At 51.9% G+C, this 6,528-nt stretch carries 5 protein-coding genes; all 5 read left to right on the top strand.

The window, feature by feature from the left end; genetic code table 11:
- The first annotated feature begins 420 nt into the window (after positions 1-420).
- Positions 421-750, top strand: a complete 330-nt coding sequence (locus tag H096_RS31185) for a hypothetical protein (RefSeq protein ID WP_032902228.1) — start codon at positions 421-423, stop codon at positions 748-750.
- A 43-nt stretch (positions 751-793) separates the two neighbouring features.
- Entirely contained in the window at positions 794-1,018 is a 225-nt protein-coding gene (locus H096_RS31180; RefSeq protein ID WP_032902227.1) for a hypothetical protein, read from the top strand.
- A gap of 55 nt (positions 1,019-1,073) precedes the next feature.
- Positions 1,074-1,667, top strand: a complete 594-nt coding sequence (locus tag H096_RS31175) for a hypothetical protein (protein WP_198717101.1) — start codon at positions 1,074-1,076, stop codon at positions 1,665-1,667.
- Between the two features lie 838 nt (positions 1,668-2,505).
- Positions 2,506-4,644 carry an AAA family ATPase gene (locus tag H096_RS31170; RefSeq protein WP_032902226.1) on the top strand — a complete coding sequence of 713 codons (2,139 nt, stop codon included), beginning with the start codon at positions 2,506-2,508 and terminating at the stop codon, positions 4,642-4,644.
- Entirely contained in the window at positions 4,644-6,428 is a 1,785-nt protein-coding gene (locus H096_RS31165; RefSeq protein WP_032902225.1) for an ATP-dependent helicase, read from the top strand. The genes H096_RS31170 and H096_RS31165 overlap by 1 nt, the downstream gene beginning before the upstream one ends.
- Positions 6,429-6,528: the final 100 nt, after the last annotated feature.

Genomic DNA, 6,528 nt, shown 5'->3' with positions numbered 1-6,528 from the left:
GTCCGGATGTTGGTGGGCTGAGTGTCCGGATGGCGTGGAATCCGCAATGTGGCGGCACTCGAAAAGTGATTACTGATGGGTAACGAAGGCTTGATGCTTATTGAAATTCAAAATGAGATTGTGGAACGAAGTGGCTCGAAAAAAACGGCTGAACCCTCCAACCGGCGCGATCAAAGATCGCTGGATCGGAGGGTTTGGCGGGAAAAGCAAAATCTCAAACGTCAAATACAGCCTCAAGCATCAAGCTAGTTGATTGGGAAGTGGCGGCTTCACGCCCCATGACCAGCGGCTGCTGCAAGCATGCAGTATCAATAAGATATACATCCGAATGAGGCTGCCAGCCAATCGACTATTTTTCTTCAATTCAGTTAAGCTCGGTACCGTAGTTTTTTTCGACGATGCACTTCAACAGGAGAGTCAATGCACAAGGTTTTGCTTGCCGTCAGAGCCATCCAGAAAGGTGATGTGTTCGGCTATTACAGCCATCAACTCACCCTTCCCTTCGCACCGTTCCCAGGCCTTCGTTTTGAGCAAGGAACCAGTTGCACGTTGTGGAAAACGATGACTGGCTCGGAGCTTGCTCCATCTGTTGAGCAGGTCATCTACGACTTGGATGAGGAACAATTCGTCTGCCTATTTGATGTGGACATCCCATTGAAGGCATCTTTTTGGACTGATGATGTAGGTCTGAAGCCCGGATCTGTCAGCGCTATCGGCGAATACTTCCGTAACATGCCCATTCATAGGTAGCTAAGAGCCCAGTACGCCAGCCTTTTCATAAGGAATTATTACGATGAGCGAAACCATGACTGCCGACGAACTCAATCTACTTCTGGACAACATTCGCCTAGAGATTGGTTACCAAGGGGAGGTTACGACCCTCACCTTGAAGCCGCGTCAGGCAGAAGAAATTGATGCTATCAAGAACGGCCTTTACGTTGAGGGGCGTACCTTTCAGTTCAACTCAGCGACCAACAAGCTCACTGTTGACTCGACGAATTGCCCCGTCCACGAGTGATATGTACTAAGGCTGACCCACCGAGCTTTTTCACACATACGCAAGGATGCGAGCAATGCCCGTGCTCAAGAAAAGTCTTTCGAAAAGCCTCATAGCCGTAATCGCCTCAGTTGGTGGCGCCTGCCTTGAAGCCACTACCGACATAATCAAGAAAAACCTCGAGCCCGCGTTGATCAGCGTACGAAACAGCTTTGAGGATCGACTCTCGCCCCTTCCAGAACACGCGTTGATCGGACTAAGTTTGGACTTCTACATGCCTTCGACCCTGGGCAGTGAAACCAGCGCTGAAGGCGTCTCAGCGTCCATCCCAGGAAGAAGCTGTCGCAAGTCTGGTGGACATGACATCGTTCGCGTATTTGACGAGTCAGCAAACGCTCATCGCACGAACGCCGTAATGATCATTCATTGCAGTCCCTCGGGGCGTGTTTCGGTAAGCCTTGCTCCACAAAACGGCCAGATCGTTCCAATTTATGAAGGCCACTTCAAAGACGGTGAGAAAGCTGGCTTCCCGGGAGTACCCGGCAGTTATTACGCCGGCGTTCTGACAATACATCGCCTTGACGCAGTAGAGCCAAAGGGTCCTTGGGTACCGGCCAATAAATGTCAGGTAGACAACAGCTGTAACCCTGAAGATTTTTCGATCAACTAAGGCCCTGTGTACCCGCTACTACCCTAGCCATGCCTAGGCTATCGGAGACCAACTTGTCAGAAACCTCTCTCACTTTCAAATGCCTAGGCCACACCATGCGTGAGGACGGCTTGATTGGGCGCTACCACCTAAAGGTGACCGATATCAGGAGTGGCAGTACCGCGACAATCTCTGTGGAGCCCAGGCACCTTGCCTCCGCCCGAAGCATGAAAAGGATCCTTCTAGCTCGGTGCATGTTCTACAGGGCAACACGCGCATCGCACGACAATATGCTACTCGACATTCTTGATCCGCAATCTGGAGGAACTCAAGATTAGCCTGGCCTGTCTGGCTTTTCGAGCATCATCAGTTTTCTTTTCGCAAGTTCCATCACCGAATCAAAGAACCTATATGGTGTCTAGCCAGAATGACCATGGAACTGAACAGAGCGTTGAGTGTTCGGCAGATGACATCAGTGCGTATATAAAGATGCGAGTTGCAGTAGTCAGCGTCCTGGCTTTATGGCCGCCCAATGTTATCCAGGAGGCCCTAATTAAGCTTCTCCTGTGGGACGAGCAAATTTCTTTAGGAAATAGAAAAACACTTGCAAGGGCTAGGCGAGTCGGTGGAAATCTTCATGTCCGTCAACCCTGACGAATACGATGACGTCAGCTGGAGCACGTTTTGGCCTGCGCCCCAACACTTGCAATCATGTGATAAAGCTATTGCGAAGCAGCGCAATCGCTGCGCCTACTGCTGGCGCCTGCAAGCGGTTTCTGTGGGAAAATCATTCCCCCTCACGCTACCATCGCTCACAAACGAACAAGGCTGTTTATGAGTGTTGGCGCTCTGGAGAATTATGCACATTTCCAAAATGACTTTGGTCAACTACCGAAACTTCAGCAATACAACGCTGAAGTTTCAGCGGGGCGTCAACACCATCATCGGCGAGAATGGCGCAGGTAAGTCCAATATCCTACGCGCAATCCGTCTACTACTGGATGACACCATGGTGCGTGCCGCCTATCGACTGGAGGAATCGGACTTCTGCCGATCGCTCGGCGAATGGCGAGGCCACTGGATCATCATCAGTGTTGAGTTCGAAGAGATCAGCGCTGACGAAGCCGTGCAGGCGCTATTCCTTCATGGCACGGCTGCGCTCGAAGGCGGACCGCTGGCGAAGGCCACCTATAACCTCATCTTCCGTCCGAAAAAGGAGATCCGGCTCAAGCTGGCTGCTCTCGATGTTTTTGATGATGAAGAGCTTACGAGAATACGTAATGCCATCACGATTGACGACTACGAAACTGTGTTCACAGGAAGAAGCGGTGCCGATTTCAGTGACCCCTCCGTCTACCAATCGATCGTGGGCGATTTCGATACGTGTATTTTCAGTGCCGAGACTGAATTTCCTGAGATAGGGGCTAAAGTCCCCGGATTTCTCTCGGTTACGAAAGAAGTGTCACTGACCTTCATCCAGGCCCTTCGGGATGTCGTGGCCGAGTTTCACAACAACCGAACGAACCCGTTGTTTACGCTTCTTAAAAGCAAGAGCGGCGAGATCGATCCAGTGTCGATGCTTCCCATAACCGAGATGGTCAGGAACCTGAATGCCTCTATCGAAGGCCTCGAAGACGTGCAGTCGGTTCGTAACCACATTCGGGAAACCATCAAGGATGCGGCCGGAGAAACCTATTCGCCTGCTTCGCTTTCGATCAAATCTGACCTACCAGACGAAGCAGAAAAATTATTTCAGTCGCTGCGCCTCTTCGTCGGCGAGACCGATGACGGGTATGAGGGTGGTATCCATGAGCTGAGCTTGGGCGGAGCGAACCTTATCTACCTGACGCTGAAACTCCTTGAGTTCAAGTATCAGCGCGAGAAGCTTGCCATTGCCAATTTTCTGCTAATAGAGGAGCCCGAAGCGCACATCCACACCCACATCCAGAAAACTCTGTTCGACCGTATTTCCTACAGCGATGCCCAGATCATCTACACGACGCATTCGGCCCACATCTCCGAAGTGAGCAATGTGAGTAACGTCAACATTCTGGGACGGCAAGGCTCATATTGCGAGGCTTATCAACCCGCTACGGGGCTCGAGCCATCAGAGGTGAGAAGCATCCAGAGATATCTGGATGCCGTTCGTAGCAATTTGCTGTTCGCTAAAAGCGTGCTGCTCGTTGAAGGCGATGCGGAGGAGATACTGATCCCAGTCTTGGTGAAGAAGCTGCTAGGGCTGAGCGTTGATGAGTTGGGTATTAGCGTCATCAACATACGCAGCACGGGGTTCAAAAACGTCGCGGTCCTTTTTCACGACCTCCGAATCCGCAAGCGCTGTGCGATAGTCACTGACCTTGATACCACCTTCTTTGATGTGACGCCGCAGCCAACTGACCTTGAATTTCTGGCAAGCAAGAAGCGCAAGGCGATAGGTTCCCAAAAAGCTGGCGCCGAACGCAAGGTTGGCCTCGATGCCTTTGTCGCTGGAAACCCTTGGATCTCGGTCTACTATGCACCACACACCTTTGAAGTTGACCTCGTGTCAGCGGGCAACGAGGAAGCGTTTGTTCGAGCAGTGAGTAAGATCTATAAAGCGCCGCACACTATCAATGAAGCGGTGGAGGCCCTTCGATCAGGTCAGCCTCATCTGGTAGGTTTTCGTGCACTGTTGATGGCTGAGCATGAAGGGAAAGGCTGGTTTGCAATCATGCTCGCCGAAGAACTGGACCATCAGGTAGCGATCCCTCCCTACATCCTGCAGGCCATTCACTTCGCACATGGGCACATATCCCCTCTGCTGCTCACCAGAATCCTACACTATCGAGTTGCCCGCCAAATCCATGCCGATCCCTCAGGGCAACCACGACTAGCACTCCTCGGGGGGCAGGTTGAGCGCTTCCAACGCGGCGAAATCGATCTGATGTTCCTAAAAGCTGCGGTCGCCCTTGCGTTACCAGGCGATGCCATTAATTCGTTCATGGCGGGCATTGCCTAATGTTTGCCTGGGATCCCCGTGAATTGAACGCGGAGCAGTCAGCCGCAGTGGAAGAACCTTCGAGCGTATTCCTCATCGCATGTCCTGGTAGCGGAAAAACTCGGACTTTGACCTATAAGATCGCTTATGAGCTTTCGCGGAGCATGGACAAGCGGATTGTCGTGGCGATTACTTATACGCACCGCGCTGCAGATGAAATCCAGGAGCGCATAGAAGATCTCGGCGTTGACACGTCAAAGCTGTGGATCGGGACCATTCACTCATTTTGCCTCGAGTGGATCATTAAGCCATATGGCATCTACCTTCCAGAACTTTCCCGCGGCTATCGAGTTTTAGACAAGCACGACCGCGAACTCATGCTTGATCGGCTATGCGCGCCCTACGCAAAGATCACCCACTGGGATTGCGATTACTACTTCAGCGAAACGGGCTATCACCTAGGCTGCAAAGATGTTTGGAAGCATGAGACACTCCATAAAATTCTTGGCGAGTATTTTCGCGAACTCACGGACGCGCGTCAGATCGATTTCGAGCTGATCCTTTGGTATGCGCAGATACTAATGCGCGATCAAAAGCAAATTGCATCGATTCTCGCTTCGGTCTTCTCATATGTTCTGGTAGACGAGTATCAGGACACGAAGCAAATTCAGTATGGTCTTCTTACTGCTATTTTGCGTGCCGGAGCAGGGCGAACGAAGACCTTCATCGTCGGCGATCCGAACCAAGCTATCTACGGCTCGCTCGGTGGCTACGCAATTCCGGTGGCTGATTTTCGTGCTAAAGCTGGCATCCCGATAAGAGAAATGGCACTTACCCGAAATTACCGTTCGAGCAAGAGGATCATTTCCCATTTCTTGAATTTCAACGTTTATCCGACATCAATCGAGAGCGCAGGATCGAATGCGTCGTTTCCGAGCAAGGTTTCGTACAACCAGCACGTAACACTCCCCGATTTGCATGACGAGCTAGTACGACTGATCCAGGCAAGCCTCGCTGCAGGGTATCCACCTGAGGAGATCTGCGTGCTAGCCCCATGGTGGATTTTATTGGCATCGACGACGCGTCAATTAGTACGGATGCTTCCGGATCAACAGTTTGACGGCCCTGGTTTAGTCCCCTTTAGCAACGATATAGACAATTTCTGGTTCAAAGTTTCGAAAATCATCCTGACTGAGTCATCGCCGAAGATGCTTGTTCGCCGCATGCGATGGGCAAGAGATGTGATCAGCGACTTGGTTGATCTTGGCGTTGATACATCGCGTCTGACGCAGCGGCTCCTGTTGAGGGAATGCAACGCAATTTCAATCTCCGAGATGGATGGGATTGCCTACCTTGACCAAGCCTTCACCGCACTGCTTGAACGACTCGGTGTAGCCTTGAATAGTTTCCCCGCATTGGTGGAGCATCGCGATGCGTTCTTTCGCAGCTCACAATCTCGGATCGACAGGCTCCAAAAGGACGGAGCCCCGTACATCAACGACATCTCTTTCTTCAGGAAGGTATTTCGCGAGCGGACAGGTATCACCGTTTCGACGATCCACGGTGTAAAAGGTGCCGAGTACGATGTGGTCATCGCGTTCGGCCTTCTTGAGGGGATGGTGCCTCATTTCACTGAGGCAGCAAGCTTGGATTCCGCTAACAAACTGCTCTACGTCGTAGGTTCCCGTGCCCGCAAACATCTACACCTGATTTCTGAGAGCGGACGTCCCCAAGGTCGCTATGGGAACTATGCGGCTACAGAGGCCCTATTCGCATGTGCCTTTGACTACGACGCAGCCGAGTAGCATCCCGCCTGATTTTTGCCATCTGAAGTACGCCTCGTCCGTGCACATTGTTGGTCGCGGTAGGGACGGCAGTTACCTGCCGCCCCCCGCACAGATCCGT

It is taken from the genome of Pseudomonas sp. FH1, assembly GCF_000510895.2.
Classification (GTDB): Bacteria; Pseudomonadota; Gammaproteobacteria; order Pseudomonadales; family Pseudomonadaceae; genus Aquipseudomonas; species Aquipseudomonas azotoformans_A.
This window is presented reverse-complemented; position numbering and strand designations above follow the sequence as displayed.